We start from the raw sequence: 26771 nt of genomic DNA, 5'->3' as shown, positions 1-26771 counted from the left end.
CGGGACGGTCAGTGTTCAGATGCCTTGCCGCGCCGACGGTACCGCAACACGGCGCAGACACCGTCCCGGGGAGCGATCCTCGCGTCGGCAGGCACGATCTCTGCCTCGGTCAGCACGGCCGCCAGTGGTAGTGCTTCGTCGGCCCGAACGACGGACATGCGCCTCGCGCCCAACTCCAACATGGTGTTCGGGTCGGGCGCGAGCGCATGGCCGTCGGTCAGAACCGTCGCGTCCCCGAGGTCGCCGACGATCAATGTGCGCACGGCACCCTCGCGCAGCCCGGCACATACGCCGGCGAGACCTTCGGTCGCCCTGCCGGTTTCGCCGTCCCGCTGGGCCGAGAAGCGTTCCGCGGCCGCGGCGATGTCCACCGCCTGGCGGTCGGTGAAGAACTGCGCGATGTCCGCACGCAGCGCGTCATCGTCAATCGAGTGACGCGCACCGGCGGCGATCTCGACAGCGCGCTGGCCGACGCGGTAGGGGAGAGCTTGCATCAGATCTGCCCGCGACGTCACCTCGCCCACGACGAAGACGGCCTCCGGGCGCAATTGGTCGGCCAGTGCGCACACCCGCTCGGCCACCGCGCGAATGTTCTTGTGGGCCGCCTCTTGTGAGCGCCGTTTGGGATCGACGTAGTCGGGACTCTCGGCGCTCGACGCGGCATGGACGGGATACGCAGCGCCGTCGACTGTTTCTGAGTGCGCTCCCGTCCGGTCGTGTGACGTGATGTCGGCTCCGGTGTGATCGACCGAGACCACGATGTAGGGCTCGGACACCTTGGTGTCCGCCACGATCGGCATCAGATAGGGAAGATCCGATACCCGCACGGTGGTCTCCGGTGGGCTGTGTTCGAGGTGCTCGGTGAGGACCGCATCACGGCACGCCACAACGGCTCGTCCGCCTCGCCCGACGGCGGGTTCACCGTCGAGTACCGCATGCCGGACGCGGCCGATGACGTGCTCGTCCAAGCCTTCACGCGCCAGCACCGCCTCGATGTGCCTCAGGCGGATCCGTTCCTGCTCTGCGGCGTCCTCGGTGTCGTGCGAATCGTCGTAATAGACCGACGCGAATGGCCCGTGCGCGCGGGCCAGTGTGCGAAACCGTTCGGCTTTCACTGGTAATCATCCCTCAGCGTCAAGTTGCGTTTCGTGTGCTCCGTGATTGGGTGCCCGTGCGGCGACGGGGTAAACCAGCGCCGACGGGGATTCCGCTATGGAACCGTCGGGTATTCCGATGGTGATGGCAACGATCGAGGAGAAGGGGGATGACCGAATTCAGCATTCCCGGGCTGACGGAATCAGCGAGCAGGCGGATCCGCGACCTGTTGCAGACGCAGCTGAGCACCTACAACGACTTGCATCTCACACTCAAGCACGTGCATTGGAATGTTGTGGGTCCCAATTTCATTGGCGTACACCAGATGATCGACCCGCAGGTGGAGCTGGTCCGGGGGTTCGCCGATCAGGTCGCCGAACGCATCGCCGCACTCGGCGCCGCGCCACTGGGAACACCGGGCGCCATTTTGAAGGACCGCACGTGGGATGACTACTCGATCGGACGGGACACAGCGCAGGCGCACCTGGCGGCACTGGATCTGGTCTACACGGGTGTCATTGTCGACATCCGCCGTGCGATCGACGAACTCGGCGAACTCGATGTGGTATCGCAGGACATCTTGATCGGACAAGCGGCCGAACTGGAGAAATTCCAGTGGTTCGTCCGGGCTCATCTCGAAACCGCCGACGGTCAGCTGATCGATCACGGAGCCGATACGGAACAGCGAGCTGCCGCAGCCGCCAAAGACATTCAGCCGCGCGGTGGTATCACTCGATCACCGCGCTGACGTCGAGGTGCGACAGTCGTCGCGGCTCGGCCAGCACGTCGATCTCGGTGATCTTGCCGCCGACGACGACGAATCCCATGACCGCCGCCACTCGGTCGGCCATGGTGATCACGGCACCGGCCGCGCCGTTGACAGTGGCAGGGTGTACCAAACCGCCACCGCGGGCATACAACCCGGCAAGGCGTGCGACCGCGTCGGCTCCGCGCTCCGTTCGGCTGTCGCCCGGCCCGAAGTCGCCGTGCAGCACGACATCGGGATGCAGGGCGGCCAGCAACTGGTCGAAGTCGCCGTCGCGTGCGGCGGCGAAGAATGCGTCGACGACTGTGCGCTGCGCGGCCAGATCGCCATCCGGCGATGCGTCAGCCGACTGGATGCGCTGACGTGCCCGGCTCGCCAATTTGCGGGTCGCTTGCACCGAGCGGTCGACGATGGGCGCGATATCGTCGAACGGCACCGCGAACACGTCGTGCAGCACGAAGGCGAGGCGCTCGGCGGGCGCGAGCCGGTCGAGGACGATGAACAGTGCCAATCCGACGGAATCGGCCAGCAGCGCCTGATGTTCGGGGTCTACGTCGTCGGCCCGATCGATCACCGGGTCCGGCAGCGTCGGCAGGGATTCTTCCTGCGGCCGGGTGCGGCGTGCGCGCAAGATGTTCAAACAGATCCGGGCCACCACCGTGGTCAGCCAGGCATCGATGTTGTTCACGGCAGCGGCGTCGGTGCCGTCCAGGCGCAGCCAGGCCTCCTGCACGGCATCTTCTGCGTCGGCGAGCGAACCCAGCATGCGGTAGGCCACCGCCCGCAACTGCGGTCGGGCGCGTTCGAACGGCTCTGCCCAGCTGTCGGGCATGGCGTCGGACTCCTCTGTCCCTGTCATGGGCCGGACACCGACCGGCCGGCGTTGCCACTCACGCGGCGGGACCCTGGACGCAACGCCCACGATGCGACGACGAGTATGAGCGCGACGGCCAGAACTCCAAGCTCCTGCAAGTCCTTACCCGTCGTCAAGTGCGACACGACCGCGCCGGAAAAGACGAAGAAGGCCCCGGCGTACGCCCACTCCTTGAGTACCGGATATCCCGGCGCCAGGATCGCGGCACCGCCGAGTATCTTCCACGTTCCCAGGATCACCAGCAGATACGTGGGATATCCGAGATGGACGACAACATCGCGGACCAGCGGTATGCGCAGGATGTCCCAGATGCCGCCGACGATCAGTTCGGCGGCGAGTAGGCCGGTCGTCACCCAGTAGGCGACCGCCCGTGTGGACGTGCCGTGCGATGCGGTGATTGCAGTCATGTCGATGCCCCTCCTCGCGTGATCGGTGAATGTGTCTCTACTTGTTCGACACCTGAGGACGGGCAGGTGTGACGGCTGCTCGCCGGGGATGCACCGACCGGGGCGGTCTGCTACCGTACATACGGTAATACACTTGTAGAACCATTTGAATAATACGAGGTGTCGCGATATGTCTGCCCGCGGCACCGCATCCATTCGGGCATCGGCGGCGCGGCTCCCCGCGGACGGCCAATGACGTTGGCAGCACGCGCGTTCCGGCAGCAGCCGAGTGGGTTTTCCGGTCCTTACTAGCCTCGAGGAGCCCCGATGAGTGAGCTGGACGCGGCACAGATGCCAAGCGCTGGGCAACCGGTGATACACCTCTCGCAGCTGTTACGGGCGCCGGTGGTGAGCCGGTCCGGCGAGGCCGTCGGCAAGGTCGAGGACGTCATCGTGCGACTGCGCGGGACCGACACGTATCCCATGGTGACCGGCCTGGTCGTCGGAGTCGGGAGTCGGGCCGTATTCGTCGGGACCGACGCCGTCGAGGCGCTGACGCCAGGACGAGTTGTGCTCGGCAAGAACAAGATCGACCTGCGCGGCTTCGAACGTCGCGATGGCGAGGTGCTGCTCCAGGCCGACGTGCTCGATCACCGGCTGATCGATGTGGCGGCCGCCGACCTGGTCCGTGCCTACGACGTCGAACTGGAGAGCACTGGCGAGGGGTGGGTGCTCACCCGGGTCGACACCCGTCGCCCCGCCCGGTTCTTCGGCCTCATCAAGGGGTCGGGCGGGCATGCCGCCCGCGACTGGAAAGCGTTCGAGCCCTTGATCGGTCATGACCGTTCGGTCGCCGTACGCCGGATCTCCGGCCGGGTCGGAAGCCTCAAGCCGGCGCAAATCGCCGATCTGATCGAGGACGCCGACCGGGCCGAGAGCGGGGAGATCCTCGATCGGGTGCGCAGCAACCCGGAACTGGAAGCCGACGTCTTCGAGGAGCTCGATCCGGACAAAGCCAGCCGCCTGCTGGGTGACATGTCCGATGCCGACGTCGCCACGCTGCTGGCCCGTATGCGCGCCGACGATGCCGCCGACACCGTCGCGGACCTCAAGCAGTCACGGCGGCGGCGCGTGCTGGATCTCATGCCCGCCGCCCAGCGCACCAAAGTGCTGACTCTGATGGGCTTCAGCCCGGACAGCGCGGGCGGGCTGATGAACGTCGACTACGTCTCGTGCGCGGGTACCACCACCGCGGCCGACGCGCTCGCCTCGATCGGCGCTGCCACCGCCATTCAACCCGAGGCTCTGCTGAAAGTCCATGTGCTGGACGAGGATCGGCGCCTGTCCGGAGTCGTTTCGGTGATCGCGCTGCTCCAGGTCGCGGCTACCACGGCGGTCTCCGAGGTGATGGACACCGATCCCGTCCGGGTCACCGCTGACGCGGACCTCACCGATATCGCGCTGTTGATGGCCGATTACAACCTCTACCTGGTTCCCGTCGTGGACGACGATGACCGGGTGCTGGGCGTCGTCACTGTCGACGATGTGCTCGAGGCGACGATTCCCGAGGACTGGCGGCGCCGAGAACCGGCAGCGCGTCCCGTGCGCGATGCCGACGACCAGGCGGGCATCGGAGCTCACGGCTGATGACGGGCAACGACACGCCGCGCACCGCGGTGCTCGATTCGGCCCACCTCGGTGACATCGAGGGCGCATTCGGGCGCATCAACGTCAACGACACCGACCGGCCCAGAACCTTGCGCACCCGGCTGCTCACGCTGCTGGCGATCGTCGGCCCGGGTCTCATCGTCATGGTCGGCGACAACGACGCCGGTGGTGTGGCCACCTACGCGCAAGCCGGTCAGAACTACGGTTACAGCCTGCTGTGGGTCCTGTTGCTGCTCATTCCGGTGCTGATCGTGAACCAGGAGATGGTCGTCCGGCTCGGCGCGGTCACCGGGGTCGGCCACGCCCGGCTGATCAACGAGCGCTTCGGCCGCGGATGGGGCTGGTTCTCGGTCGGCGACCTGTTCCTGCTCAACTTTCTCACGCTGGTCACCGAATTCATCGGGATCAGCCTGGCCGCCGACTATATCGGCCTGTCCAAATACATTGTCGTGCCGACATCGGCCGTCGCACTCGTCGCGATCATGGCGACCGGCAGCTTCCGCCGTTGGGAACGGATGATGTTCGTCTTCATCGCGATCACGCTGCTGCAGATCCCGATGCTGCTCATGTCCGATCCGCAGTGGGGTAGGGCTGCGAAATCCTTTGTGGTTCCCGGTATCTCGGGTGGAGTGAGCTCCGACGCGGTGTTGCTGATCATTGCGATCGTCGGTACCACCGTCGCGCCGTGGCAGCTGTTTTTCCAGCAGTCCAACATCGTCGACAAGCGGATCACGCCGAGGTTCATCGGGTACGAGCGGGCCGATACGGCGCTCGGCGCTGTCGTCGTGGTTCTCGGTGCCGCAGCGCTCGTCATGACCGGTGACTGGGCCGGGCGATCCGCGGGCGCCATCGGCAATTTCGTCGACGCGGGCGACATCGCTCACCTTCTCGGACAAAGCAGTTCGATTCTCGGTGGCCTGTTCGCCATCGTGCTGCTCGACGCCTCGATCGTCGGCGCCGCCGCGGTGACGCTGTCGACCAGCTACGCCTTCGGTGATGTGTTCGGGCTCAAGCACTCACTGCACCGCGGTTTCTCCGACGCCAAGCCGTTCTACCTGTCCTACACCGCGATGGTGGCATTGGCGGCGATCATCGTGCTGATCCCGGGTGCGCCGCTCGGCCTGATCACCACCGCAGTGCAGGCGTTGGCGGGGCTGCTGCTGCCGAGCGCCAGCGTGTTCCTGCTCCTGCTGTGCAACGACCGGGAAGTGTTGGGGCCGTGGGTGAACCGTCCTTGGCTCAACGGTGTTGCCGCGGTGATCGTCGGGACATTGTTGTTGCTGTCGGGCATCCTGATGGCCACCACGCTGTTCCCGGACGTCAACGTGGTCACGGTCGCGGAGTACCTGGGGCTGGCGCTGGTGGTGTTGGGGGTCGGCGCGGCTGTGGTGTTGCGCTCGATGTCGCGGCGCCACGGGCGTTCACCGGAGCAGGAGGCGCTCGTCCGCAAGTTGGCCGGTGCCGACAAGGCCACGTGGCGCATGCCACCGCTGAGCCTGCTGGAGCCCGTGAAGTGGTCGCCGGGGACCCGGCTGGGCATGATCGCACTGCGCAGCTACCTGGTGATCGGCGCAGTCCTGTTGATTGTCAAGGCGGTTCAGCTCACGCACTGACCGGCAGCGCCGAGGTGACAGGTGTCCGCGGTGCCGGGCGGAGTTGCATGCGCTCCGCCCGGCGCCGCCGGCACTCAGGACATTCCGGCCTGTACCACCTTGACCACCACGAGCACGGTGGCCAGCAGTAGATAGCCGCGCAGGAGCGACAGTCCGACTCGGCGACCCGCCGACATCGTCGGCCGGTCCAGCGTTGCCAACGCAGGCATCCGCCACGAGGCACGGTCACCCTGCCGCACGGCGGCGCGTTCACCACGCGACAATGCTGTGTCGCTGTCGAGTTCCTCGACCGCATCCGGGTCGATGCCACCGAACTCCGAGGAGATCGCGCGGGCCCGACGCCTGACATGCCGACGCCGGGACACCACGATGACGATCCCTCCGCCGACGAACCCCAGCACGGCGCCCGTCCCCAGGCCGGCCTGGAGCGCGACGGCCGACACATCGGGAAACAGGGTTGCCGCGGTCAACGCCAGCGACGGCAGCACCAGGCACCACACGATGGTCCACGCGGCCATGTTCTGCCGGACGCTGTTGACCCATGGGCCCAGCACCGGCCGATCGTTGCACAACAGCACCAGAAATACCGTTGCCGACGGCAACAGCACCCCGGCCAGAACCTGCACGCCGAGCGTGATCAGACCCAGCACGTGGTCGGGGCTGAACGCCAGTGCCGCGGACACCGCCAGGAGCACGGCATAGGCGCCGTAGAAGACCGGAGCCTGACTGACCTTCCAGTGCAACGAGTGTCGCCTGCCCAGTGCGTCGCCCACCGCGTAGGTCGTGGCCAAGCCGACCGCATTGGCCCCGATCAGCGACGCGTCGAACAGCAGTACCGCGAACAGCACACCCACTGTGCGCCCGGCGTGATCGGACAGGCCGGTGGCTACCGCGCCGGCATCGGTGAACTGTCCCACCAAATCCGTGCCTGCGAACCCGAACGCCGTTGTCGCCATGATGGCCAGGGCGCCTGCCATCACGACCGCGATGCCGATCCACAGGTCGGCGCGCGCATACCGCATCCAATTCGGCGTGATGCGCTTGTCGACGATGTTGGACTGCTGGAAGAACAGCTGCCATGGCGCGACAGTCGTGCCGACGATCGCGACGATCAACATCAGCAGGGTGGCGTCGAGCCCGCCCGGCAGCTGCGGGATCAGGCCGTGCGCTGTGGTGGAGATGCTCGGATGCACCAGCAGCGCCATCGGCACCATGACGAGGTTCACCGCGATCAGCAGGAACAGCAGCCGTTCCCAGCGTCGGAACGAACCACCGGCGACCACGCCGAACAACAGCACCGCGGCCACCGGTACCGCAATCGTCTTCGGGACCCCCAGAAATCCCAAAGCCAATGAGACACCGATGAACTCGGTGACTATGGTCAACGCGTTCAGCAGGATCAGATCCCCGAGGCTGAACGCTCCCCAGAACCGGCCGAATCGTTCGAAGATGAGCCGCGCATGCCCGACACCGGTGACCGCGCCGAGCCGCACGACCATCTCCTGATTGACGTAGAGGACCGGGATCAGCAGGGCCAGTGCCCACAACAGGCTCATGCCGTAGTTCTGGCCTGCCTGGGCGTAGGTGGCCACGCCGCCGGCGTCGTTGTCGCCCACCATGACGATGAGTCCTGGTCCGACGATGACGGCGAGCATGCGCATCCGTTGCCAGAAGCTGCGGCCTTGTGCGCTGTCGCCTTTGGTGATTCGGCCCAGCGCACCCACGATGTCACCGGTGTGTGCCGGGTCGAGGGCTGCGGAACCGTCACCGGCGTGGGTCGCGGTCTGCGCGGTGGTCCGGCCGCGCGGCCACGTCGCAAAGAAGCTCATGGGTAGTCACTTTCAGGTCGAGAGACGATGGTGGGCCCGAGCGGGCGAAGTGAAGGTGGGCATGGCTCGGCCGCGGTGCAGCGGGAAATCCGTTGCACCGCTGCCGAGTAGCCGGTTCATGCGTTCGGGTGACCGCCCAAAGAGGCCGTGATGACCGCAAGGGGAGTGGTGGTCAGTGCATGCAGGTTGGCGCGTTCTTCTGCGGTGAGATTTCGGCGGGCCCACAGCCGGCCGATGGCGCCGGTGCCGGGATGAGGCCGGCGGTTGAAACGAAATGCGTTGTGGATTGCGACGAAGGACATCGGCCTTCTCCTCACGGGCAGCATCCAGCCGTGCACGAGCATCAATTGATTTGGCGCAGAAAGGATCTACCCGCTCGAGCGGGTTGTCGTGCGCCGTGGATCAGCTGTGTAGTGCGCGTGCCCTGGCCGGATGGAACGGAATAGGACTGGGATAGGGACTTTCCCCACTACTAATCGTCCTCACCTCCTCAGGGCCGTGGCGCGTGGGCGCCGGGTGTCGGGCACACAGGAGTGGATCGGACCGTCGAGCGGCCGGATGCACCCCTCTCGTCACAGCTTCGGCACTGCACGGCGTATTCGGACCGGGATCCGAAAGCCACTTGGGCTCAACCCTTAAGCCGGGAAGAGCTGTCCTGACCGGGGGCGTCTCTCGACGTTCGGGGTCAGTGGCCTTTGTCCATGCAGACGCCTCGCCTAACGAGGTGCTTGCGTTACAGGTGTACACCTCGTGAACGCCCGCGTCAACTCGTCTCCGCGCCCGTGGGTACAAACGCCGTCAATGCACAAAAGGCCAGAAACCCCGAAGGGTCCCTGGCCTTTTGGCTCAGTGAGTGCGCTTAGCGGCCGATGCCCGCGTTGACGCCACCGTCCACCCCGGCGTCGCCGACGGGGGTGTTCACGCCACCTTCGACTCCGGTGTTGCCGGAGATGCCGGCGGGGGCGAACGGGTGGAATGGGTTGGGCAGGTTGACGCCTGTTCCGCCTTCGACGTTGCCGCCGCCCACGGGGGTGTTCACGCCACCCTCGGCTCCGGTGTTGCCGGAGATGCCGACGGGGGCGAACGGGTGGAATGGGTTGGGCAGGTTGACGCCTGTTCCGCCTTCGACGTTGCCGCCGCCGACGGGGGTGTTCACGCCACCCTCGGCTCCGGTGTTGCCGGAGATGCCGGCGGGGGCGAAGGGGTTGAGCGGGTTGGGCAGGTTGACGCCTGTTCCGCCTTCGACGTTGCCGCCGCCGACCGGGGTGTTCACGCCACCCTCGGCTCCGGTGCTACCGGACACGCCGGCAGGGGCAAACGGATGGAACGGGTTGGGCAGTTCGAGGTTCGACCCACCTTCGACGTTTCCACCGCCGACGGGCGTGCTCACGCCGCCGTCGGCGCCACCCGACACACCGTTATCGGCCCAGGCAGCGCCAGCGGTCGCAAGCGGAATCAGTCCGGCGGCAAGCAGCGCGCTAGCGCCCATGCCGAGGCCAAATGCAACTCCGTTACGCCTTGTCTTGCTCATGCGGATAACCACTCCAATCATGGATTATTCGGGTGTTGTCGCGCATTCGACACCGTCGCGGTGCCCAGCATCGACGCAATGGATATCGGCCGTTACGCCGTGACCGTTACATCCCCGCGGAGAAATTCTTCGCAATCGGCGCTGGCCTGCATCGATATCTCGCTTTACAGGTGTTCAGCCGTTGTGGCGCATGGGAATCGAGCCGGGCTAACCATTTGGCGCACGAAAGCTATTGATACACAGGTAAATTTCAGGATGACCTGATAATGACTGCAGTTTCGGTCAAACGGCCATTCCGGGACCTTTGTGTAGACGGAATGCGATAACTGTCAACACTATTGGTCAGGCATCGACCGAAATATGCTCACGTGCAACAGTTGTCAGAGATCGAAGGCATTCTCCGATCTCGGTGCGCGGCTGAATGCGAAACGGAGCCCGGACCGTGATGAACGAGGGCCCCTGTGTTCGGGTGCCGTGCCGGCTCGAGTGCGGCAGGCGCCCGTTGAGCAGCGCGTTACGGCCAAGGCAAGGCCGGTGCCCGGTGACCGGAACGTCGCGGCAAATGCCTTCGCGCGGCTGCGCCACCAATTAGTGTCTAGCCACACCCCGGCACGTGGTCAGCGCGGAGCCGGATCGATGGACCCTGGAAGGATGGTTTCGCGGTGACGCGCTTTGATGTTGTGGAGGCCGACATTGCGCGGCTGCGTCGCGCGCTCGAAGACGGATCGGTGACAAGCGAAGAGCTTGTGCAGCGATACCTCGAGCGCATCGATGCCTACGACCGCAACGGACCCCGGCTGAACGCGCTCGTGGTGATGAATCCCGATGCCCTGGCCGATGCCCGGGCCTCCGACCAGCGACGCGCCAGTGGGCAGACGCTCGGGCCGCTCGACGGTATCCCGTACACGGCGAAGGACAGCTACCTGGCGAAAGGGCTCACCGCGGCGGCGGGCGCACATGCGTTCGAACATCTGGTGGCCCAGCGCGACGCGTTCACCATCGAGCGGCTGCGCGGGGCCGGCGCGGTGTTGATCGGGCTGACCAACATGCCACCGATGGCCAACGGCGGTATGCAGCGCGGCGTCTACGGGCGTGCGGAAAGCCCCTACAACGGTGACTACCTCACCTCGGCGTTCGGTTCGGGCTCGTCGAACGGTTCGGGAACGGCGACCGCCGCGAGCTTCGCCGCGTTCGGACTGGGAGAGGAGACCTGGTCGAGCGGACGGGCTCCGGCAACCAACAACGCCCTGTGCGCCTACACCCCGTCGCGCGGAGTCATCTCGGTGCGCGGCAACTGGCCGCTGGTGCCCACCATGGATGTCGTCGTACCCCATACCCGGACCATGGCCGATATGTTCGAGGTGCTCGACATCATCGTCGCCGACGACCCCGACACTCGCGGCGACTTCTGGCGCGCGCAGCCGTGGGTCGAGATTCCCAAGGCGTCAGACGTGCGGCCCGCCTCCTATCCGGCGCTGGCGCCGGAGAATGGTGAAGCGGCCCGTAAAGCGTTGGCAGGCAAGAGATTCGGTGTCCCGAAAATGTATGTCAATGCCGATCCCGAAGCCGGCACCAGCGAACATCCGGGTATCGGCGGCGCCACCGGGCAGAAGATCGAGACCCGCCAGTCGGTCATCGACCTGTTCAATGCGGCAAAGGCCGACCTGGAGGCCGCGGGCGCCGAGGTCGTGCTGGTCGACTTCCCCGTGGTCTCCAACTACGAAGGGGACCGGCCCGGCGCGCCGACCGTGCGTACCCGGGGCCTGGTCAGCAAGGAGTTCCTGGATCGCGAGATCCTCGATCTGTCGGCGTGGTCCTGGGACGACTTCCTGCGGGCCAACGACGACCCGAAGCTCAATCGGCTCGCCGACGTCGACGGCGCACTCATCTGGGTCCACCCCGAGGGCGCGTTGCCCGATCGCGCGGAGGGTTTCGGCGACGACATCACCACCTATCCCGATTTCATCCGCGAGCACCCGATCGAGGACTTCACCAAGATCCCGCACCTGGAGGAGGGCCTGCGGGGTCTGGAGGAAACCCGCCGGATCGATCTCGAGGAGTGGATGTCCGGACTCGGCCTGGACGCGGTGATCTTCCCGACCGTCGCCGACGTCGGTCCCGCCGACATGGACGTCAACGAAGCCTCGGCCGATCTCGGCTGGCGCAACGGCGTGTGGGTGGCCAACGGCAATCTGGTGCCGCGGCACCTGGGCATCCCGACGGTGACCGTCCCGATGGGCACCATGGCCGACATCGGTATGCCGGTCGGTCTGACCTTCGCGGGCCGCGCCTACGACGACACCGCGCTGTTGTCGCTGGCCGCGGCGTTCGAAGCGACCGGGAACCGGCGCACCGTGCCGCCGCGAACTCCGCCCCTTCCGTAGTTCACACACCACATTCGCAGATGCTGTCGCTGACAGCCGAGGAGGACCAGTGACCGATACCCCCGCACTCATGCCGGCCGAGACGGCCGCGCAGGACCGGGTCTGGATGGCGTTTCCCAGCGAGGGCTACTCGCTCGGCGACACCGAAGCCGAGCACCACGAGGCCCGATCCGCCTGGGCGGCGGTCGCGCATGCTGTCGCCGAGTTCGAGCCGGTCACCGTGCTGGTGGACCCGGGCGAACTGACCGCGGCGCAGAAGTACCTGTCGGCGGACATCGACATCGAAGAGGCCCCACTGAACGATGCCTGGATGCGCGATATCGGGCCCACATTCGTGCATCGCGCCGACGGCTCGGTCGCGGCGGTGGACTGGGTGTTCAACGGATGGGGCGCCCAGGACTGGGCGCAGTGGGACCGCGACGAGAAGATCGGTGCCACGGTGGCGGAGCTGGCCGGCATTCCCGTCATCAGCTCCCCGCTGGTCAATGAGGGTGGCGGCATCCAGGTCGACGGCGAGGGCACGGTGCTGGTCACCGAGACCGTGCAGCTCGACCCCGGGCGCAACCCTGGCTTGACCCGCGCCGACGTCGAGGCCGAGTTGGCCCGCACCATCGGGGCGACCCACGCGATCTGGCTGCCTCGCGGTCTGACCCGTGACTCTGAGCGCTACGGCACCCGCGGCCACGTCGACATCGTCGCGGCGATCACGGCACCGGGCCGGCTGCTGCTCCACACGCAGCAGGACGCGAATCACCCGGATTATCTCGTCAGCAAAGAGATCCGGGCGGTTTTGGAACGCAGCCACGACGCCGCGGGCAGACCCTGGCAGATCACCGAGATGCCCGCTCCGCAGACACTGACCGACGCCGAGGGTTTCGTCGACTACAGCTACATCAACCACCTGGTGGTCAACGGCGGGGTGATCGCGTGCAGTTTCGGCGATCCGGTCGACGAAACCGCGGTGGCGATCCTCGGCGACCAGTACCCGGGCCGCACCGTCGTGACGGTGGATGCCAGGCCGTTGTTCGAGCGTGGCGGCGGCATCCACTGCATCACCCAGAACCAGCCTTCGGCCAGATAACGCCGTGGCGCGTGCCCTTGCGGGGCGAGGGTGGGAGAATGCGGCGGTGGCGTATGTCTTGAGCCGCCGGGCGCGACGACCATCCGTGGCAACCATCGGTGTGGTGGTTGCGACATGAGCCCGTACGACCATTACTACGGACGCACCGCACACCTGGCGGCCCTCGGGCTGCGTACCCGGATGCGTCGGCTCAACGCGGCGTCGATGCTCGCGTTGAGCGTCGTTCCGCTGCTCCTGCTTGCCAGTTCGATGGGGCCGCACGGCCCGGAGCGCTACGTGGCGGGCCTGGTGACGCTCGGCGGGGTCGTGATGGCGTGGCGGTGGTGGAGGCTGCAATGGCCCAGCCGCACCGAGTCGTGGATGATCGTCGTCGTCGGCGCCCTCGGCATCATCGTCACGTGCCTGCTGCTCACCAGTCCGACGATCGGCCTGCTCGGCATGTCGATCTACGCGATGCTCACCAGCTACGCGGCCTTCCTGCACAGCCGGCGGGTATGGGCATTGACGTTGGCGGTCGGCGAAATCGTCGTTCTGTATCTGTCGGTGCGAGTCGGGATGATCGACATCCTGCTTGGCGTGGCCGGGGCGATCGTCGTCACTCTCGTCCTGACCTTTACGTCGCTGATGTGCCGGATGGCGGTGCGCCTCATCGACCCGGACGCCATGCGGCATCCGAACGAAATCGAGCCGTTGACCGGGCTGCTCAACCGCGAGGCCTTCGACATCGCCGCGGCCACGATGTTCGGTGCGGCAAGCCGCCACGATGACCAGTACCTCGTCGTGGTGGCGGTGTCCATCGACGACATGGAACTGCTCACCCACATGGAAGGCATGCACGGCACGCTGAGCGCTCGGGTGGCCGTCGGCCGCGCGTTGCACGAGACCATCCGGCACAAGGTGCCGCTGGCGCACATCAGCGACACCGACTTCCTCATCGCGGACGTCTTCAAGACCAACGATCCCTCGCCGCTGGTGGGACGAATCCGGGGGTCGATCAAAACCACCGAGATGCGGCTGACCACGAGCATCGGGTCGGTGTGCAGCCCCCTGCGCACGGCGGCGGACTTGCCGGCCGAAGAGGTCGTCGACACGCTGGTGACATTGGCGACCCGCGCGATGCTGCAGTCCAGGGAGGCCGGTGGCAACCGGGTCACCAGTGCCTACTACCCGACGCTGGCCTGCGGCGGCGAGGCGCCCGACTAACCGGCCCGCGTATGAAAAACCCGTCGGCGCACAATGCGCCGACGGGTTCAGATGTCGGGATTGCTACTCGACCACGAAGACGGGGATCTGCCGGTCGGTCTTGGTCTGGTACTCGGCATACGGCGGATATGCCTCGACGGCCAGTTTCCACCAGTGCTCACGCTCGTCGCCGCTGAGCTCGCGTGCGGTCAGCTGCAGGACCTTGTCGCCGTCCTGTGCGGTCACCGCCGGGTTCGCCTTGACGTTGTAGTACCACGACGGATGTTCCGGCGCGCCGCCCTTGGACGCGACCATCGCGTACTTTCCGTTCTCCTCCACCCGCATGAGCGGCACGTACCGCTTCTTGCCGGACTTGGCGCCCGTCGTGGTGAACAGGACAACGGGGCGGTCGAGGATCTCGACGCCGTCGGTGGTGCCCTGTTTGAGGATCTGTTCGGTCTGTTCGCGTACCCAGTCGGTGGGGCTCAGCTCGGCATCAGTCACGCCGATCGCAACATCGGGTGTCGGCGTGCTATTCCATCGACGCGGCGCGGTGATCCAAGCGCATCGATTCGATTGATGCTGCAATGGTGCGATGGCGCAACACCAGGAAGTGCACGAGCCCACGCCCGCCGCTGATAAGAGGCGACCGGCGACCCGCGACGAGCTGAAGGCGTTCGAGGTGGCCACGCGGGACCTCGCGGGTGTCGCGCTGCGCAGCATCGATCAGCTGGGCGATGACCTGTCGTTGCCGCAGTTCCGGCTGCTGCTCGTGGTGTACGAGAACGGGCCGTGCTCGTCGGTCGAGGTTGCCCGTGCGCTGGGTTTGGCTGCGTCGTCGGTCACCAGGCTGGCCGACCGGCTCACCGATTCCGGGCATCTGCTGCGCAGGGCCGACCCGGGTAACCGCACCGTGGTGATCCTTGATCTGACGCCTTCGGGTCGAGCGTTGGCGCGCAAGGTGATTCGCCGCAGGCGTCGTGAACTGGCGGCACTTCTGGAGCATCTGGACCCCGACGTGCGGGCGGTGTGCGCGCAGGGGCTACGTGATCTGCACGCGCACGTGGGCGGGGAATACACCATCGGGCGGCGGGGCCTGGTCCCGCTGTAGCGGCTGGACTGTCAGTCTTGTTCGGGCGGCAACACCCGGGCGGCCTGCGGCGCGTTCTCGGTCGGTGATGCCCAGCTGGCCAGGATCCTGAGCCGCTCGTCGGATGCCGATCCCGGTTCGGCGGTCATCACATACAGCGTCAACCCGGGATGGGACGACACCTCCATGCCCTCGAAGGTGAGGTCGAGATCGCCCACGTCTGCGTGGTGCATACGTTTGACCCCGGTGCGATGGAAGCGCACATTGTGGGCGCCCCACCGGGTCCGGAAATCGTCACTGCGCGTGGAGAGTTCACCGACCAGTCTGGTGAGTCGCTCCTCGTAGGGGTTACGTCCGGCGGAGGTGCGCAGGATGTCGACCGCGTTGTCGGCGTGCTGGTCCCAGTCCAAGAAGAACTGCCGTGACTTCGGCTCGAGGAATATGTACCGGGCCAGGTTGACGGGCCGCTGCGGGCCGGCGAACGCGTCGGCGTAGAGCGCCTCACACAGCCGATTGGTGGCCAGGATGTCCAGTCGGTCGTTGCTGACCCAGGCCGGGGCGCCCACCAGCGCATCGAGAACATGCTGGAGGTTGGGGCGGATCTGCGCGGTGGTCGGCTTGGGCTGCGCCTTGCGGATGGTTGTCGACGCCCGGACCAGATCCCACAGGTGGGCCCGTTCGGCTTCGTCGAGTTCGAGCACCTTGGCCACCGCGCCGAGCACGGTGTCCGACACTCCGGTGAGGTTGCCACGCTCAAGTCGGGTGTAGTAGTCGACACTGACCCCGGCCAGCAACGCGACCTCTTCCCGGCGCAGCCCCGGGACCCGTCGCTTCGCCCCGTAGTCCGGAATGCCTGCTTGTTGCGGGGTTATCCGGGCCCGACGGGTGGTGAGGAACTCCCGAATGTCTTTGCGCGGGTCCATGGATCCCAGCCTAGGACGCGGCATCAACGTGTAGGGGGGTTTGCTGGTACCCCGGTAAAGCGCGTCCTGTTGCCGACGGTGTCGACACGGTTGACTGACCTTCAGAGATCAGAAAACCGAGCCACCCCGACAGCCGAGGAGCGCAGCATGGATTCCGTCACCTTTGCCAACGGCCCGATCAGCATGGCGGGCAACCTCTTTCTGCCGCCGGACTTCGATCCGGAGCAGAGTTACCCGGCACTGGTCACCGTGCACCCCGGCGGGGGAGTCAAGGAGCAGACTGCCGGTCTGTATGCCGGAAAGCTCTCTGAACAGGGCTTCGTCACGCTGGCCTTCGACGCGTCCTATCAGGGCGACAGCGGCGGCGATCCGCATCATCTGGAGGATCCGGATGCCCGCGTGGAGGACATCCGGGCCGCGGTGGACTACCTTCAGTCGCTCGACTACGTCGACGCGGAGCGCATCGGTGTCTGGGGTGTCTGTGCCGGCGGCGGCTACGCGGTCACAGCCACCATGACCGATCACCGCATCAAGGCGGTCGGCACGGTCAGTGCGGTCAACATCGGCGCATCGTGGCGCCGGGGCTGGTACGGCACCGGAGTCGACTCCGATGCGCTGCCCACCCTGCAAGCCACCGCCGCTCAGCGCACCGCCGAGGCACGCGGCGCCGAAGTGGCGTTTGCTCCCTATGTCCCCGCGCAGCTCGATGCCGACACCCCATACGACCTGAAGCAGGCCGCCGACTACTACCTGACCCCGCGAGCACAGCATCCGAACGCGCAGAACAAATATCTGATGAGCAAGAGCCTGTCGAAGATCTTCGCGTTCGACGCGTTTCACCTCGTCGAAGACCTGCTCACCCAGCCGATCCTGATGGTCGCGGGCAGCGACGCGGGATCACTGTGGGCCACCACCGGGCTGCATTCGCGGGTCCGCAGTGACAAGAAACTGGTGATCGTCGACGGCGCCACCCACATGGACTTCTACGACGTACCCAAATACGTCGATCTCGCTGTGGCCGAAGCAGTTCCGTTTTTCCACCAGAACCTGAAAGGACACTGACATGGCACTGGACAACAGGGAATCCGTCACGGTCAAGACGCCGTACTGGGACATCGCTGCCGACATCTACTTCCCGCCGGATTTCGACGCGTCGGGCAAGTACCCGGCGATCGTCAGCATGCACCCGATCGGCAGCTGCAAGGAACAGACATCCGGCAATGTCTACGGCACGGCCCTGGCCGACGAGGGCTTCGTGGTCATCGCCTTCGACGCGAGTTTCCAGGGCGCCAGCGGAGGCGAACCGCGCTTCATCGAAGATCCGACCCAGCGGGTCAAGGACGTCAGCCACGTCATCGATCACCTCGTGACGCTGCCCTATGTGGACGAGAATCGGATCGGCATCATCGGCGTGTGCGGTGGTGGGGGGTACTCGATCAATGCCGCAACCACCGAACGGCGCATCAAAGCGGTCGCCTCGATCACCGGAGTGAACTTCGGGCGGCTGATGCACGAGGCGTTCTCCGGTTACGACCCGATCGGGACGCTGGAAGCTGTTGCGGCGCAACGTACCGCTGAAGCCCGAGGTGGGGAGTTGAAGGTGAACAACCGCTGCCTGCCAATCCTCAGGTGGCGGCCGAGCAGGGCATCACCGAGATCGATGTCAGCGAGGCCACCGAGTACTACCGCACGCCGCGCGGGGAAAAGCCCGGTGGTGCAACGAGTTCACTCTTCTCGCATCAGGCGACCGCGGTCGGATGGGATGCCTTCAACAGACTGGAGGTGCTGCTCACGCAGCCGACGATCATTGTGATCGGCGACAAGCCGGGTGCGTTCGGTGCCTACCGCGACGGGATGGAGGCATACCGCCGGGCGGCGTCGAAAGACAAGGAACTCGTGGTGGCCGAGGGCTTCTCGCACTACGACCTGTACGACAAGCCCGAACCTGTCGGCATCGCGCTGTCGAACGTGGTTCCCTTCTTCAAGAAGCACCTCTGAGCTCAGCGTCGTAGATACCGCACCGGCATGGTGCGTGGATGGCCGTCGACGAATCCCAGTGTGGTGGTCGCGTAGGGCGCCAGGGCGCGGCTGCGGGTGACCGCGCTCGACGCGACGTATTCGTTGTCGGGGTCCGTGCCGCCGGGCTGACGGATGTACGGCCGGATCAAGCGGTACATGCCGGTGCGGGTCTCGTGCATCTGACCGAACGCGTCGGGGTACACCTGCGTTCGGGTGGCGTGCGTCTCGTCCTCGACGGCCGGTGGCGCCGCGCCCGGCGACCGCTGATCGAACGCGGTGGGGTCGAAGGCCAGACCATAGCCGCGTGCACGACCCACCATCCACAGCAGCGCGATGTCGCTCAGATCGTGGTCCGGATAGCCGCCGCCGACGTCGGAGTGTACCCCGGAGAACCACACCTGCTCCACCCGTTGACCTTTCGGCGGATCCGGCTGTTCGGCCCACAGCGTCGGCTGGAACGGGCCCCGCTTCTCGTCGATGGCCAGCGCCTGGAAAGCCGCGTCGACGTAACTGCTCAGCGCGGTGTCATGGAACGCCCATCTCTCGTTCACCAGCTGGGCCAGACCGAAGCCGCTCACCGGAATGCCCAATGCGCCGACCGTGTCCCAGACGCCGATGAAACGGATCCGCGATTCGTAGGAGTACGAGCGCCGGAACAGTGTCGATTCGGTGCTGCGCGGGTGGGTCTTGCTGCTGCGGTCGCGGTAGAGCGCGTACGCATCGTCGATCCGGTTGGTGTGCTGCGGCCGCAGAATGCCGGCGTTGCGGACGAAACCGGCCGTGCTGCGTGCGGTGAAGGCACCACGGCTGAAGCCGAAGAAGAACAGTTCGTCCCCCGGGGCGTAGTTCTCCACCAGGAATCGATAGGCCTCGATGACGTTGTGCGACAGCCCGTATCCGAACGCGCCGCCGATGACGCGCTCGCCGCGGCCGGTGCCGACCCCCAGGGAGTAGAAGACGCGCTGCTCGATTCCCTTGGCGCCGTGATCTGCCACCGCTAGGGCGACCTTGGTGACATTGGTCGGGGCCAGTTGATCGGGGGTGTTCCAGGTTCCGTCGCAGCACACCACCAAACGTTTCGGCATGTCACTCCCTCGCCTGGATAGCCGACCGGTATCACAGCAAGTTTGACTGTGCCAGAAGGCTTATGGTCGACATTCGGCGTGGGCCGCTTCCCGGGTGCTTGCGTGGGCAACCAGAATTCAGCGCAGGCGCAGCACCACTTTGCCCCTGGCGCTGCGGTTTTCCAGCGCGGCGATGGCGTCGCCTGCGCGCTCCAGGGGATAGACCTCAGGCGTCGGCGCTGCGATGGCACCGTCGGCGAGCAGCGGTTGCAGCTCGGCCCACTGTTCGGCGAGGTAGCCCGGGTGGGTGAAGGTCCAGGCGCCCCATCCGGCACCGACCACGTCGACGTTGTTGAGCAGCAACCGGTTCACTTTGACGGTCGGGATCTCACCACCGGTGAACCCGATCACCAGCAGTCGGCCTCCCACCGCCAACGAGCGCAGCGAGTCGGTGAACCGGTCGCCGCCGACGGGATCGACGACGACGTCGACCCCGCGCCCGGCTGTGAGCTCCTTGACCGCGTCGCGGAAGCCGTCGGCCAGCACCACGTCGGAAGCTCCTGCCGCCCGGGCGATCTCGGCCTTCTCCTCGGTGGACACCACGGCGATGGTGCGTGCGGCGCCCAGCGCGGGTGCCAATCGCAGCGCCGCGGTGCCGATGCCGCCGGCCGCACCGTGCACCAGCACCGTCTCGCCCTTCGCCAGCCGGCCACGCGTCCGCAGCGCGAAATGCACCGTCATGTCGTTGAACAAGATGCCCGCCCCGGCTTCGAATGACACCGAATCAGGCAGCGCAAACACGCGATCCGGCGGCAGCACAACCACTTCGGCCATCCCGCCGGACAGCATGGTCAGCCCGAGCACCCGGTCGCCGGCCGCCACGTGCGCACCCTCGGGGGCGCTGCGCACCACGCCTGCGACCTCGGCGCCGGGGGTGAAGGGCAGCTCGGGCTTGTATTGGTAGAGGCCGCGGGTCAGCAACGCGTCGGGGAAAGCCACTCCGGCCGCATGGACGTCGATGACCACCCCGTCGCTGTCGGCCGGTTCGTCGATCTCGACCAGCTGTACCGCCGACGGTCCATCGAGCCGGGTGATCTGTGCTGCGCGCATCGGGGCCTCGTTTCTGTGTCGGGTCGGGCCCAATTCTGCGCCTGCCCCCCGCGGGGTTCTCGTCCGGTCCGGGTAACGGCAGCCGCTCTCGACAGGTGTCAAGTTCGTGTCCTAGCATCAGCCGATGCTCACAGCCCGCGCCGCGGTCATGTTCGACGCCGGAGCCGATCCGCACCTGACCGACGTCCAATTGCGCGATCCGGTCGGCGACGAGGTGCTGGTGCGCATCGACGCGGTGGGCATCTGTCACACCGACATCAGCGTCGCCGCCCGATTCCGCAAAGTGCCGATGGTGTTCGGGCACGAAGGCGCAGGGACCGTGGTCGCGACGGGACCGCAGGCCGGGCGCAGGGTCGGTGAACAGGTGGTGCTCACGTTCGCGAGCTGTGGCGAATGCTGCAACTGCGCCGCGGATCGGCCCGCCTACTGCGACCGCGCCACCGACCTCAACATGCGGGGTGGGCGTCGCGACGAGTCCAGCGCGCTGCGCCTCGATGGAGCGCCGATCGCCGGAGGCTTCTTCGGCCAGTCCAGTTTCGCCACCCACGCCATCGCCCGCACCCGCAACGCGGTGGCCCTTCCGGAGCCGATCGACCCGGCCCTGGCGGCGCCGCTGGGCTGCAGCGTGCAGACCGGGGTGGGCGCCGTACTCAACGTGCTCGCGCCCGACGCGGGCGATTCACTCGTCGTCTTCGGCGCGGGAGCCGTGGGCCTGTCATCCGTCATGGCCGCCCGCATCGCCGGTTGCCGAACCATCGTCGCCGTCGACCCCATCGAGCAACGACGCACGCTGGCAACGGAATTGGGTGCCACCGCCACCATTGACCCGACCGGCGTCGACGTCGCCGCCGCGGTGCTCGACGTCACCGGGGGAGCGGGAGCCGCGATCGACACCACCGCGCGTCCCGACGTGATCGCCGCGGCGGTCGGGGTGCTGCGCACGCGCGGGTCCCTCGCGCTGGTCGGCCTCGGTGCGCTGACCGCCGAGCTACCCGTCGCGCTCATCATGGGCAAGGGACTGGCGCTGCGCGGCGTGGTCGAGGGCGACAGTGAACCGCAAACGTTCATACCCCGGCTTGCGGACCTGTATCGCCGCGGCGAGCTGCCGTTGGACAAGCTCGTGACGACCTACCCATTCGACGACTTCGACTGGGCGTGGGCCGCCGCCAAGGCCGGTGAGGTGGTCAAACCGGTCCTGATTACCGGCGGGTAGGCTGCCAGTTCAGTGCACTTCCTCAAGGCAACGACGCCGACGATCGGAGCATCGATGACCGCAGCAGCACTTCCCCAGCTACCTCCTGGACGTCCGCTGCAGGTCCGCGGCACCGACGGGGTCCGGCTGCACGCCCAGGTGTTCGGGCCGGCCGACGGTCAACCGATCGTGCTGGCGCACGGCATCACGTGCGCCATCAGGGTGTGGGCGCACCAGATTGCCGACTTGGCCACCGATCACCGTGTCATCGCCTATGACCACCGTGGGCACGGCCGCAGTGAGACGCCTCGTGGGCGCCGCGGCTACAGCCTCAACCACCTGGCCAGCGATCTGGACGCCGTGCTGGACGCCGCCCTGGCACCGGGGGAACGGGCGGTGATCGCCGGCCATTCGATGGGTGGCATCGCGATCAGTGCGTGGTCGCAGCGCTACCCGCAGAGAGTGCGCGAATGCGCGGCCGCGGTCGCGTTGATCAACACCACCACCGGAGACCTTCTGCGCGACGTGCAGCTGGCGCAGGTTCCCGCGCGGTTGAGTGCGACCCGGATCCGGGCTGCCGGGACCCTGCTCAAGACGTTCGGCGCGACGCCGGTGCCGCACCTGGCCGACGGACCCAACAAGCGGTTCGTGTCCTACCTTGCCGTGGGTCGCGATGCCGACCCCTGGGTCGCGCAGTGCGTCTACGAGCTTTTCGCCTCGACACCGGCCGCGGGGCGGGGTGGTTGGGCGCGCGTCCTGGTGGACAACCTGGGGTCGCAACATATCTCGCTGCGCAACCTGGCGGTGCCCACCCTGGTGATCGGCAGCGTTCAGGACCGGTTGCTGCCGATCAACGCGTCGCGCCGGATCGCCGCGGACGCGCCCAACCTGGCCGCGTTCGTCGAGCTCACCGGCGGCCACTGCGCCATCCTGGAGCGTCCCGAGCAGGTCAACCACCAGTTGCGGGCGCTGGCCGACTCGGTGGCCACACAGGAACGCGTCAGCTAGGGCCTGCGAGCGCCTCAGCGACCTCGGTGGCGGCGCGTTGCCCGGAGCGCACGGCGCCGTCGAGGAACCCCGTCCACCGGTCGGCCGTCTCGGTGCCGGCCCAGAAGATGCCGTCCACTGGTTTGCGCAGCCAGGGCCCGTAGGTGGTCCAGGACTTCGGCGGCACGGCCGCTGTCGGTCCGCCCGGGGCGAATTCTTCTGTGCCCCAACAGTGGTCGACATAGTCGATGGGCTTCAACGCGGCGTTGCCGAACAATGTGGCGAAGCCGGCGAGCGCCTGGTCGCGTCGTTGGTCGGCGGGCAGCGGGTCGAACGCACGGGCGTCGGTGAACCCCAGCAGGATGCCGGGGCCGTCGTCGGGGCTGACGTCGAAGGTGATGAACACCGGCCCCTCGTCGGACAGCGCCTCACCCGAGCAGCCGCCGGCCCGCCAGAACGGCTTGTCGTAGGCGGCATACGCCTTGCTCAACGTGCCCTGGGGCCAATGCTTGGTGAGCTCCGTGTACTGGGTGGGTAGCGGCGGGTCGAACGTGATCTGTGCGCGATGCTGGGGCGCGATGGCCACGATCACCGCACGGGCCGACGCCTGGCCTCCCGCGTAGCCGACCACGACGCCGCCGTCCGGTCGGCGCTCGATGCGCTGCACAGGCGTTCCGAGCACGACGCGCTCACCCAGTTCCTCGGCCATCCGCAGGGCGATCTGCTGGGTGCCACCCGGGAAGCGGTCCTGCTGAGCGCCGCCTTTGACGTCGAGCAGGCGGCCCAGCCCACCGGCGGCCCTGATGTAGCGCACGGCGTGCAGCATCGATACCGCATCCGGTTCGGCACCCCAGGTGACCCGCGACATGATCGCCATCAGGTTGCGGGTCGAGGCGCTGGCGTGCACCGAGCGCAGCCAGCGCTCCATGGTGATCTGGTCCAGCTTGCGCGCGGTGGCTCCGCTCCACGGTTCGGACACCCGGACCTGGCGACGCAGCCGCTCAAACCTCCATTGGATGCGCGACACGTCGACCAGTTCGATGATCGACAGTTTCGGGATGGTGCTGCGATAGGACCGCACCTTGCCATGCCAGCGGATCAGGTTCTTGCCGCGGCTGTAGGTCGGCACCGTCTCGCAGCCCAGCTCGGCCGCCAATTTCAGCACCGCGTCCTGCGTCGGCCCGACGAACGTGCCGCCGAGGTCCACCGGGACACCGGCGATGGTCGTGGTCGACGAACGGCCCCCGACCCGGTCGCGGCCCTCAAGCACCAGCACGTCGTGCCCGAGGCTCTCCAATTGGCGGGCGGCCGCCAGCCCGGCGAATCCGGCCCCCACCACGACGACGTCGGCGTTGGTTGGGATGCTCATCTGACTAGGCTCTCACGCCATGCAGGTGCTGACGGCGTTGTTCGGGCCGATGGACGCGATCGACCGGGCTCACGCCCTCCGCGAAGCCGGTGCCACTGGCGTTTTCACCTTCGAAGGCCCGCACGACGTGTTCGCACCTTTGACGTTGGCCTCGACCGTGGGTGGCCTGGACCTGCTGACCAATGTCGCAATCGCCTTTCCGCGCAACCCCATTCAGCTGGCCCACCAGGCCGTCGACCATCAATTGCTCTCCGGCGGGCGGTTCACCCTCGGGTTGGGCACGCAGATCCGGACCCAGATCGAAAAGCGCTACGGCACCGACTTCGACCGCCCGGTGGCGCGGATGACCGAATTGATCGCCGCCCTGCGAGCGATCTTCGCGGCATGGCAGACGGGCGAAAGGCTGAACTTCCAGGGAGAGTTCTACCGGCACACGCTGATGACACCCACGTTCACGCCGCGCGACAACCCCTTCGGGCCGCCACCGATCTACGTCGGTGCCCTCGGGCCGCGGCTGACACGGGCGACGGCCCAGTTCGCCGACGGGCTGCTGGTCATGCCGTTCGGTTCTCGACGGTTCCTGCACGACGTGACGCTGCCCGCGGTGCGGGACGGGCTGAGCGCCTCCGGTCGCGAGCTCGCCGATTTCGCGGTGGTCCCGGAGATCATCGTGTCGGTGGGAGACGATCACGACGCGACGCGGCGGCTCCTGGCGTTCTACGGGTCCACGCCGGCGTATCGGCCCGTGCTCGACGTACACGGCTGGGGCGACCTGCAACCCGAACTCAACGCGCTGTCCAAGCAGGGCCGATGGCAGGACATGGGTTCGCTGATCGATGACGAGATGCTCTACACCATCGCTGCGTGCGGTAGCCCGAGTGAGATCGCCACGCACATCCGCGACCGGGTGCGCGGGGTGTCCGACAGGGTGTGCCTGTATCAGCCCGGCCCCATCCCGGTCGATTCGCTGGCCGAGATCGTTGACGCACTCCGCACCTGAGGTCTTAATGTGGATGGTACGCAGCGGGACCAGAGGAGGTTCGCATGGCGGCCACAGAACCCGATTACACGGATGTTCTCATCATCGGGGCGGGTATCTCCGGTATCGGTGCGGCCTACCGCATCCATGAGAAGAACCCTCACCTGACCTACGCGATCCTGGAGCGCCGCGCGCGCATCGGCGGAACGTGGGACCTGTTCCGCTATCCGGGAATCCGATCCGACAGCGACATCTTCACGCTCAGCTTCCCGTACGAACCGTGGACGAGGCCCGAAACTGTCGCCGACGGTGCCGATATCCGCGACTACCTCACCGAAACCGCCCACAAATACGGGATCGACCGCCACATCCGGTTCAACACCCATGTGTTGTCAGCGGATTGGAACTCGTCGACCGACACCTGGACTGTGCAGGTGCAGCACGACGGGCAGCCGCGTACGTACCGGGCGCGGTTCCTGTTCTTCGGCAGCGGCTACTACAACTACGACCAGCCATACACGCCGGATTTCCCGGGGATCGGCGACTTTCGTGGCGAGGTGGTGCATCCACAGTTCTGGCCGGAAGCCATCGACTACACCGGCAAGCGGGTGGTGGTGATCGGCAGTGGCGCGACAGCGATCAGCCTGATTCCGGTGCTGGCCCAGCGCGCCGCGCACGTGACCATGCTGCAGCGGTCGCCGACCTACATGTTGTCGATGCCGCGGATCGACCCGATGGTCCAGCGGATCCGGAAGATCTTGCCGCGCAGGGTGTCCCACCAGGTTGTGCGGTTCCGCAACGCGATGATCCAGGTTCTGCTGTACCTGATGTTCCGCAAGGCGCCCGAATTCGGGCGCAGGCTCATCCGTAACCGCACCACGACCGCGTTGCCGGCTGGCTACCCCGTCGACGTGCATTTCAAGCCGCGGTACAACCCGTGGGATCAGCGCATGTGCTTTGTGGTCGACGGCGACCTGTTCGAACAGATCAGTTCCGGGCGCGCCGACGTGGTGACCGACCACATCGACCACATGGATGCCAGCGGCATCGTCTTGCGCTCGGGCGACCGCCTCGACGCCGACATCATCGTCACCGCAACGGGTTTGCAGTTGCAAGCCCTCGGCGGCGTCACCCTGAGCATCGACGGGGCCGAGGTGCAGCCGACCGAGCGCTTCGTCTACAAGGAATTCCTGCTCGAAGACGTACCCAACATGGCGTGGTGCATCGGCTACACCAACGCGTCGTGGACGCTGCGCGCTGACATGACCGCCCGCGCCGTGGCGAAGTTGTTGGCCTACATGGATTCCCACGGGTACACCCACGCCTATCCGCACCGGGGGCCGGGCCCCATACAGGAGAAGCGGACCTGGGATCTGGAGGCGGGCTACATCAAGCGCTCCGAACATGCGCTACCCCGCTCGGGTACCAAGCGACCATGGCATGTTCGGCACAACTACGTGCTCGATGCCATCGACCACCGCTTCGACCGCATCGAGGAGTCCATGGTGTTCGGTCGTGCACCCGCAGTTGCCCAGGCCACGCCCGAGTCGGAGTCCGTCGCCTAGGCACCGCGAGCGTGCGTGTCTGTCCTCCGACACGCCGTGTCTCGTCAGCACTTCGCGCACGCTC

General features: G+C 66.7%; 25 protein-coding genes and 1 riboswitch. Of the genes, 14 read left to right on the top strand and 11 right to left on the bottom strand.

What is annotated here, in order from left to right; genetic code table 11:
- Positions 1-8: 8 nt before the first annotated feature.
- Positions 9-1115: an Rv2629 family ribosome hibernation factor gene (locus RMCB_RS00315; protein WP_062827162.1), complete on the bottom strand. Its 1107-nt coding sequence runs from the start codon at positions 1113-1115 to the stop codon at positions 9-11.
- A 149-nt stretch (positions 1116-1264) separates the two neighbouring features.
- Here RMCB_RS00315 and RMCB_RS00310 point away from each other — a divergent pair, with 149 nt between their 5' ends.
- Complete coding sequence (locus RMCB_RS00310) at positions 1265-1843, top strand: Dps family protein (protein WP_062827161.1); 579 nt, start codon at positions 1265-1267, stop codon at positions 1841-1843.
- On the opposite strand, the gene RMCB_RS00305 is transcribed toward RMCB_RS00310, so the two are convergent.
- Both RMCB_RS00305 and RMCB_RS00300 read right to left on the bottom strand, forming a co-directional pair.
- On the bottom strand, positions 1824-2720 hold the full coding sequence (locus tag RMCB_RS00305) for a sigma-70 family RNA polymerase sigma factor (RefSeq protein ID WP_109784122.1): 897 nt from the start codon (positions 2718-2720) through the stop codon (positions 1824-1826). The genes RMCB_RS00310 and RMCB_RS00305 overlap by 20 nt on opposite strands.
- The gene (locus RMCB_RS00300) at positions 2717-3142 is read right to left on the bottom strand and encodes a DoxX family protein (protein ID WP_062827159.1); all 426 of its coding nucleotides are present in this window, start codon (positions 3140-3142) and stop codon (positions 2717-2719) included. Before RMCB_RS00300 ends, RMCB_RS00305 begins: the two co-directional genes overlap by 4 nt.
- A gap of 330 nt (positions 3143-3472) precedes the next feature.
- On the opposite strand from RMCB_RS00300, the gene RMCB_RS00295 reads away from it, so the two are divergent.
- The gene (locus tag RMCB_RS00295) at positions 3473-4768 is read left to right on the top strand and encodes a magnesium transporter MgtE N-terminal domain-containing protein (protein ID WP_062827177.1); all 1296 of its coding nucleotides are present in this window, start codon (positions 3473-3475) and stop codon (positions 4766-4768) included.
- Positions 4768-6402, top strand: a complete 1635-nt coding sequence (locus RMCB_RS00290; protein ID WP_062827158.1) for an NRAMP family divalent metal transporter — start codon at positions 4768-4770, stop codon at positions 6400-6402. The genes RMCB_RS00295 and RMCB_RS00290 overlap by 1 nt, the downstream gene beginning before the upstream one ends.
- Before the next feature lie 74 nt (positions 6403-6476).
- On the opposite strand, the gene RMCB_RS00285 is transcribed toward RMCB_RS00290, so the two are convergent.
- From RMCB_RS00285 to RMCB_RS00275, 3 genes are all read right to left on the bottom strand, one after another.
- Positions 6477-8231, bottom strand: a complete 1755-nt coding sequence (locus tag RMCB_RS00285; RefSeq protein ID WP_062827157.1) for an NRAMP family divalent metal transporter — start codon at positions 8229-8231, stop codon at positions 6477-6479.
- Between the two features lie 116 nt (positions 8232-8347).
- Positions 8348-8533 (bottom strand): hypothetical protein, encoded by a 186-nt coding sequence (locus tag RMCB_RS00280; RefSeq protein ID WP_029373961.1) that lies wholly within the window; start codon positions 8531-8533, stop codon positions 8348-8350.
- Positions 8534-8788: 255 nt separating this feature from the next.
- Positions 8789-8962: riboswitch (M-box (ykoK) riboswitch) on the bottom strand.
- A 128-nt stretch (positions 8963-9090) separates the two neighbouring features.
- Positions 9091-9762, bottom strand: coding sequence for a hypothetical protein (locus tag RMCB_RS00275; protein ID WP_131805473.1), 672 nt, complete (start codon positions 9760-9762; stop codon positions 9091-9093).
- Between the two features lie 662 nt (positions 9763-10424).
- Here RMCB_RS00275 and RMCB_RS00270 point away from each other — a divergent pair.
- The 3 genes from RMCB_RS00270 to RMCB_RS00260 all read left to right on the top strand — a co-directional run bounded on the left by RMCB_RS00270 (position 10425) and on the right by RMCB_RS00260 (position 14430).
- Positions 10425-12146, top strand: a complete 1722-nt coding sequence (locus RMCB_RS00270) for an amidase (protein WP_062827155.1) — start codon at positions 10425-10427, stop codon at positions 12144-12146.
- A gap of 70 nt (positions 12147-12216) precedes the next feature.
- A complete protein-coding gene (locus RMCB_RS00265) occupies positions 12217-13227 on the top strand; it encodes an agmatine deiminase family protein (protein ID WP_062827154.1) in 1011 nt (336 codons plus the stop codon).
- Positions 13228-13341: 114 nt separating this feature from the next.
- The gene (locus RMCB_RS00260; RefSeq protein ID WP_062827153.1) at positions 13342-14430 is read left to right on the top strand and encodes a nucleotidyl cyclase domain-containing protein; all 1089 of its coding nucleotides are present in this window, start codon (positions 13342-13344) and stop codon (positions 14428-14430) included.
- A 63-nt stretch (positions 14431-14493) separates the two neighbouring features.
- On the opposite strand, the gene RMCB_RS00255 is transcribed toward RMCB_RS00260, so the two are convergent.
- Positions 14494-14913, bottom strand: coding sequence for a nitroreductase family deazaflavin-dependent oxidoreductase (locus RMCB_RS00255; RefSeq protein ID WP_062827152.1), 420 nt, complete (start codon positions 14911-14913; stop codon positions 14494-14496).
- Between the two features lie 91 nt (positions 14914-15004).
- On the opposite strand from RMCB_RS00255, the gene RMCB_RS00250 reads away from it, so the two are divergent.
- Positions 15005-15520, top strand: coding sequence for a MarR family winged helix-turn-helix transcriptional regulator (locus tag RMCB_RS00250; protein WP_029374077.1), 516 nt, complete (start codon positions 15005-15007; stop codon positions 15518-15520).
- Between the two features lie 11 nt (positions 15521-15531).
- Here RMCB_RS00250 and RMCB_RS00245 read toward each other — a convergent pair whose 3' ends face one another.
- Positions 15532-16422, bottom strand: coding sequence for a helix-turn-helix transcriptional regulator (locus RMCB_RS00245; RefSeq protein ID WP_062827151.1), 891 nt, complete (start codon positions 16420-16422; stop codon positions 15532-15534).
- Between the two features lie 147 nt (positions 16423-16569).
- On the opposite strand from RMCB_RS00245, the gene RMCB_RS00240 reads away from it, so the two are divergent.
- From RMCB_RS00240 to RMCB_RS36925, 3 genes are read left to right on the top strand one after another with little or no spacing between them, the layout of a single operon-like run.
- A complete protein-coding gene (locus RMCB_RS00240) occupies positions 16570-17484 on the top strand; it encodes an alpha/beta hydrolase (RefSeq protein ID WP_062827150.1) in 915 nt (304 codons plus the stop codon).
- A gap of 1 nt (position 17485) precedes the next feature.
- Positions 17486-18235 (top strand): alpha/beta hydrolase, encoded by a 750-nt coding sequence (locus RMCB_RS00235; protein ID WP_234791941.1) that lies wholly within the window; start codon positions 17486-17488, stop codon positions 18233-18235.
- Positions 18205-18420 carry an alpha/beta hydrolase family protein gene (locus RMCB_RS36925; RefSeq protein WP_234791940.1) on the top strand — a complete coding sequence of 72 codons (216 nt, stop codon included), beginning with the start codon at positions 18205-18207 and terminating at the stop codon, positions 18418-18420. Before RMCB_RS00235 ends, RMCB_RS36925 begins: the two co-directional genes overlap by 31 nt.
- Positions 18421-18422: 2 nt before the next feature.
- Here RMCB_RS36925 and RMCB_RS00230 read toward each other — a convergent pair whose 3' ends face one another.
- Together RMCB_RS00230 and RMCB_RS00225 are read right to left on the bottom strand one after the other, a co-directional pair.
- Positions 18423-19526: a T6SS phospholipase effector Tle1-like catalytic domain-containing protein gene (locus tag RMCB_RS00230; RefSeq protein WP_062827149.1), complete on the bottom strand. Its 1104-nt coding sequence runs from the start codon at positions 19524-19526 to the stop codon at positions 18423-18425.
- A 117-nt stretch (positions 19527-19643) separates the two neighbouring features.
- Positions 19644-20615, bottom strand: a complete 972-nt coding sequence (locus RMCB_RS00225; protein WP_062827148.1) for an NADPH:quinone oxidoreductase family protein — start codon at positions 20613-20615, stop codon at positions 19644-19646.
- 124 nt (positions 20616-20739) lie between these two features.
- On the opposite strand from RMCB_RS00225, the gene RMCB_RS00220 reads away from it, so the two are divergent.
- Positions 20740-21828 carry an NAD(P)-dependent alcohol dehydrogenase gene (locus tag RMCB_RS00220; protein WP_062827147.1) on the top strand — a complete coding sequence of 363 codons (1089 nt, stop codon included), beginning with the start codon at positions 20740-20742 and terminating at the stop codon, positions 21826-21828.
- Positions 21829-21882: 54 nt separating this feature from the next.
- Positions 21883-22815 (top strand): alpha/beta fold hydrolase, encoded by a 933-nt coding sequence (locus RMCB_RS00215; RefSeq protein WP_062827176.1) that lies wholly within the window; start codon positions 21883-21885, stop codon positions 22813-22815.
- On the opposite strand, the gene RMCB_RS00210 is transcribed toward RMCB_RS00215, so the two are convergent.
- On the bottom strand, positions 22808-24163 hold the full coding sequence (locus tag RMCB_RS00210; protein ID WP_062827146.1) for a flavin monoamine oxidase family protein: 1356 nt from the start codon (positions 24161-24163) through the stop codon (positions 22808-22810). The two genes, RMCB_RS00215 and RMCB_RS00210, sit on opposite strands and share 8 nt — an antisense overlap.
- A gap of 28 nt (positions 24164-24191) precedes the next feature.
- Between RMCB_RS00210 and RMCB_RS00205 the strand changes: the two genes are divergently transcribed.
- On the top strand, positions 24192-25163 hold the full coding sequence (locus RMCB_RS00205; protein WP_062827175.1) for a TIGR03617 family F420-dependent LLM class oxidoreductase: 972 nt from the start codon (positions 24192-24194) through the stop codon (positions 25161-25163).
- A gap of 44 nt (positions 25164-25207) precedes the next feature.
- Positions 25208-26707 (top strand): flavin-containing monooxygenase, encoded by a 1500-nt coding sequence (locus RMCB_RS00200; RefSeq protein WP_062827145.1) that lies wholly within the window; start codon positions 25208-25210, stop codon positions 26705-26707.
- The last annotated feature ends 64 nt before the right edge of the window (positions 26708-26771 follow it).

Origin of the sequence: Mycolicibacterium brisbanense, assembly GCF_001570425.1 — a bacterium.
GTDB classification, from domain to species: Bacteria; Actinomycetota; Actinomycetes; order Mycobacteriales; family Mycobacteriaceae; genus Mycobacterium; species Mycobacterium brisbanense.
This window is presented reverse-complemented; position numbering and strand designations above follow the sequence as displayed.

Bases quoted from the DNA above. Each gene is read 5' to 3' on its own strand.
- RMCB_RS00310 (WP_062827161.1), top strand. From the start codon at position 1,265: ATGACCGAATTCAGCATTCCCGGGCTGACGGAATCAGCGAGCAGGCGG.
- RMCB_RS00305 (WP_109784122.1), bottom strand. From the start codon at position 2,720: ATGACAGGGACAGAGGAGTCCGACGCCATGCCCGACAGCTGGGCAGAG.
- RMCB_RS00300 (WP_062827159.1), bottom strand. From the start codon at position 3,142: ATGACTGCAATCACCGCATCGCACGGCACGTCCACACGGGCGGTCGCC.
- RMCB_RS00295 (WP_062827177.1), top strand. From the start codon at position 3,473: ATGCCAAGCGCTGGGCAACCGGTGATACACCTCTCGCAGCTGTTACGG.
- RMCB_RS00290 (WP_062827158.1), top strand. From the start codon at position 4,768: ATGACGGGCAACGACACGCCGCGCACCGCGGTGCTCGATTCGGCCCAC.
- RMCB_RS00285 (WP_062827157.1), bottom strand. From the start codon at position 8,231: ATGAGCTTCTTTGCGACGTGGCCGCGCGGCCGGACCACCGCGCAGACC.
- RMCB_RS00280 (WP_029373961.1), bottom strand. From the start codon at position 8,533: ATGTCCTTCGTCGCAATCCACAACGCATTTCGTTTCAACCGCCGGCCT.
- RMCB_RS00275 (WP_131805473.1), bottom strand. From the start codon at position 9,762: ATGAGCAAGACAAGGCGTAACGGAGTTGCATTTGGCCTCGGCATGGGC.
- RMCB_RS00265 (WP_062827154.1), top strand. From the start codon at position 12,217: ATGCCGGCCGAGACGGCCGCGCAGGACCGGGTCTGGATGGCGTTTCCC.
- RMCB_RS00260 (WP_062827153.1), top strand. From the start codon at position 13,342: ATGAGCCCGTACGACCATTACTACGGACGCACCGCACACCTGGCGGCC.
- RMCB_RS00250 (WP_029374077.1), top strand. From the start codon at position 15,005: ATGGCGCAACACCAGGAAGTGCACGAGCCCACGCCCGCCGCTGATAAG.
- RMCB_RS00245 (WP_062827151.1), bottom strand. From the start codon at position 16,422: ATGGACCCGCGCAAAGACATTCGGGAGTTCCTCACCACCCGTCGGGCC.
- RMCB_RS00240 (WP_062827150.1), top strand. From the start codon at position 16,570: ATGGATTCCGTCACCTTTGCCAACGGCCCGATCAGCATGGCGGGCAAC.
- RMCB_RS00235 (WP_234791941.1), top strand. From the start codon at position 17,486: ATGGCACTGGACAACAGGGAATCCGTCACGGTCAAGACGCCGTACTGG.
- RMCB_RS00230 (WP_062827149.1), bottom strand. From the start codon at position 19,526: ATGCCGAAACGTTTGGTGGTGTGCTGCGACGGAACCTGGAACACCCCC.
- RMCB_RS00225 (WP_062827148.1), bottom strand. From the start codon at position 20,615: ATGCGCGCAGCACAGATCACCCGGCTCGATGGACCGTCGGCGGTACAG.
- RMCB_RS00220 (WP_062827147.1), top strand. From the start codon at position 20,740: ATGCTCACAGCCCGCGCCGCGGTCATGTTCGACGCCGGAGCCGATCCG.
- RMCB_RS00215 (WP_062827176.1), top strand. From the start codon at position 21,883: ATGACCGCAGCAGCACTTCCCCAGCTACCTCCTGGACGTCCGCTGCAG.
- RMCB_RS00210 (WP_062827146.1), bottom strand. From the start codon at position 24,163: ATGAGCATCCCAACCAACGCCGACGTCGTCGTGGTGGGGGCCGGATTC.
- RMCB_RS00200 (WP_062827145.1), top strand. From the start codon at position 25,208: ATGGCGGCCACAGAACCCGATTACACGGATGTTCTCATCATCGGGGCG.